The organism is Rickettsia sp. TH2014 (assembly GCF_019249195.1).
GTDB classification, from domain to species: domain Bacteria; phylum Pseudomonadota; class Alphaproteobacteria; order Rickettsiales; family Rickettsiaceae; genus Rickettsia; species Rickettsia felis.
Window position 1 is genome coordinate 1 of the sequence record NZ_MXAX01000288.1, and the last position, 3083, is coordinate 3083.

The following is a 3083-nucleotide window of genomic DNA, read 5'->3' on the forward strand; positions in this document are numbered from 1 at the left end:
GTGTATAGTACTATCTCAGAGTATAGTAATAGATACGCACTAGATGTGACTGACAAAAACAAGATTGCAAATTTAGTATATGAAGAGCATTGCACTCTTAAAGCTTGGGAGCAAAGCTCATACGAGCAAGTTGCTACTAGCTATAAGGTTTATGCGGAGCGTCAAAAACGCCTAGAACAGACAAGACTTGCCGATATTGAAAGAGAAACAGAACGCAAGACCTTAGTAACCCATACGGAGCAAACTAAACATGAGATATTGGCAGCAAAAACAATATCCGAAATATTTGTAGCTTTAGAGAAGGATCAAAAGTTCTTGATAGCACAAAATGGTAATATCAAATACACAACATTTAATTATAGATTTGTGGATCTAGTGCAGCAAGCTCTTGGGCATCAAGAAAAAGAACTGTTACCTAAATTAAAAGATGTGGCAGCAGTAGTAGAACAGCATGGGGTGCTTAGTACGCAAGACATATTAGCACAGCTGAAAGATAGTAAGGACTTAGAAGAGACTTATAAGCATTTTGAGAGCAGTTTAGAACGTCATCAGTTAGAGACTCAGCATCAGCAGATCAGACAAGATAAAGTAGACGCCAAAACTACCGATGAAATGTTAACTGCAATTGGTCGTGAACATGAGTTCTTTAAGTCTCTTGATGGCAAGCTTAAATATACAGAACAGTATGATAGTAGCATATTATCTGCGATTTCAAATGCTAAGACTATAGAGCAAAATACGCTAATTACAAATATGCATAATATGGTAGTATACGCACAAAAACATGGTATATTAAATGACCAAGAGATAGTAAATCAATTTAACTCTTCTGATAGTCAAAACGTTCTTAATACTTTAAGTAAGACATGTGAGAAACATTATATGGATCATCATAACGAGAATATTAAGCAGTTATTAGATGATGAACATGTAATGGTCGGACTTAAGAAATATACATGTCCGCTTAAATATATGAAGCATGAGATGCAGAATGATATACCAAGCTTTGTAGATGAGAAGCAAATATCTAGCACATTTGCAAAGGTAAAAGCAGAAGTTAAAGAGCTACGCCTAGAAAGAGAGTTAGAACATACAATGACTATGAGATTTTAAGGGTTTTAATTTTTCAAAAAGCTATCCTTCGTGTAGAATATGAAGTATCTAATTTTGTAGATACTTCATAACGTTAAGGTTGAAGTATTATTTTTAAAAAGATGTTTTTAATGAGTAATGAAATTGTAATCTAATCAAGCTATCAAAGGCAGAGGAGAGCGAATTTGCTGATTTTATCAAAGTAACTAGAAGTAAATGCATTTCCGCTCCAAAAATTGCAGCACAAAAAGCGACAGATAGAAATCAAGAATTAATTACTGGCTTATTAGAAAAACGACAAGTTACTGAGGTCATTGTTCGATTAAGAGAACTTGCTTACGATGAGTTTTTACAAGAGGAATCTATATTTAACTCTATAATATTAAGGGAAATAGGCGAGCGATTTTCTGCTCCGCAAGCAAAGTTGGAAGAGTTATGCTTGCAGTTATCTTTTCAGAAATTAAATGATATAAACTCTTTAACTCATGTCATAACAGAACTATTTGGTAATTATTCGGGGTATATAAGCCCTTATATTTATCAGCTTTGTTTAAGTAACACTCAATCAAGACGCTCAAGAGCGGGTAAAACCTTTGAAGGAATTATTTATTTTTTATATGACTATTATAAATATCCGTTTGCATCTCAAGCATCAATAGGTAAAAAATCATTTAGTGAGTTAGGTTTAGGGAAGGTCGTTGATTCAATTTTACCAAGTATTAATGCATTTAATCAGCGTAGGGATAAAACAATTGTTGGTACAATGAAAACAACTTTAAGAGAACGCTGGCAAGAAGTTGTAGAAGAAGTGGCAAGATCAAACTTACCTAATATTCACTTACTTACCGTTGATGATAACATCTCTGCTTCAAAGGCTGAGCAGATGGCAAAACATAACATTGTACTAGTTGTTAGAAACAATATCAAAGCCTCTAATGCTATGCAAGATAAGAGAAGTATTATTGACTTTGAAACATACTTTTTAGACGAGTTACCTGAAACATTGAAATTTTGGAAGCAGTAGTATTATGATCAGAATCATTGATCTTTTTGCAGGCATTGGTGGTATTAGGCTTGGATTTCAGCGGGCTTTTAATGGTGTTGAATGTGTCTTTACATCGGAAATAGACAAGTTTGCCATTAAAACTTACACTGAAAATTTTGGTAAAGAGAATATGCATGGAGATATTACTAAAATTTCAGAACGAGATATACCAGACCATGACATTTTATTGGCAGGATTTCCCTGTCAACCTTTTTCCCAAGCGGGCTTAAAAAAGGGATTTGCAGATACAAGAGGAACACTTTTCTTTGATGTTGAAAGAATTTTATTGGAGAAAAAACCGAAAGCTTTCTTATTAGAGAATGTTAAACAGTTAAAAGGACACGATAAAGGTAAAACGCTCCAAGTCATTTTAAAGAGGTTACGGCAAGCAGGGTATATTGTTTATTGTGATGTACTAAAAGCTAGAGATTTTGGGATTCCACAAAACAGAGAGAGGGTTTTTATAGTTGGTTTTTTAGATCAAAATACTAATTTTAATTTCCCAAAACCCCTAGGAGTTAGTACAAAAGTAGGCTCTATTTTAGAGGAACAAGTGAGCGATTTATATACTATTTCAGATAAATTATGGCAGGGTCATCAGCGACGAAAAGAGCAAAACAAATTGAATGGCAAAGGTTTTGGATATGGGCTTTTTAATCAAGACTCACCTTATACGAATACAATGTCAGCTAGATACTATAAAGATGGTAGTGAAATATTAATTGAACAAAAAGGAAAAAATCCAAGAAAAATAATGCCTAGGGAAGCTGCTAGACTACAAGGCTTTCCTGATTCCTTTCAAATACCAGTTTCTAACGCTCAAGCTTATAAACAGTTTGGTAATAGTGTCTGCGTTCCTGTGATCGAGGCAATAGCTAGTAGTATGCGTGAAGCATTACATTAATTATTACGGCATAAAAAATAATCAGTAATATCAATGAACAAC

At 33.9% G+C, this 3083-nt stretch carries 3 protein-coding genes; all 3 read left to right on the top strand.

Annotated features, from left to right (window positions below; genetic code table 11):
- On the top strand, positions 1-1113 hold a 1113-nt coding region (locus KYQ89_RS07995; RefSeq protein ID WP_256621490.1), incomplete at its 5' end, for a hypothetical protein.
- A 403-nt stretch (positions 1114-1516) separates the two neighbouring features.
- Positions 1517-2116: a type II restriction endonuclease gene (locus KYQ89_RS05955; RefSeq protein ID WP_218460817.1), complete on the top strand. Its 600-nt coding sequence runs from the start codon at positions 1517-1519 to the stop codon at positions 2114-2116.
- Between the two features lie 4 nt (positions 2117-2120).
- A complete protein-coding gene (locus tag KYQ89_RS05960) occupies positions 2121-3041 on the top strand; it encodes a DNA cytosine methyltransferase (RefSeq protein ID WP_218460818.1) in 921 nt (306 codons plus the stop codon).
- Positions 3042-3083 lie beyond the last annotated feature (42 nt).